The following is a 232-nucleotide window of genomic DNA, read 5'->3' on the forward strand; positions in this document are numbered from 1 at the left end:
GCGCCGCACTGGTCGACTCAGGTATGTTAATTGCAAACTGTATTATTACTTTAGGGCTTTACACTTGGACTCACACTCAAGGTTTTAGCAGTTTACTCATTGCCTTTGTAAGTTTTTTTGTACTACAAGGTATGTTTGCTTTTGATAGTAAAATACGTGAATACCACTTTGCCAAAGCTAACCAAGGCGCATCGCTACAAAGTAACTTTGGCCTTGAAAATACCTCTATTGG

The 232-nt window shown here is 39.2% G+C and carries 1 pseudogene; it reads left to right on the plus strand.

The window, feature by feature from the left end:
• Positions 1-232 (plus strand): annotated as a pseudogene (locus AAEY62_RS25015) (DUF350 domain-containing protein); the annotation flags it as partial.

It is taken from the genome of Pseudoalteromonas sp. GW168-MNA-CIBAN-0100 (assembly GCF_040309225.1).
Taxonomy (GTDB): Bacteria; Pseudomonadota; Gammaproteobacteria; order Enterobacterales; family Alteromonadaceae; genus Pseudoalteromonas; species Pseudoalteromonas arctica.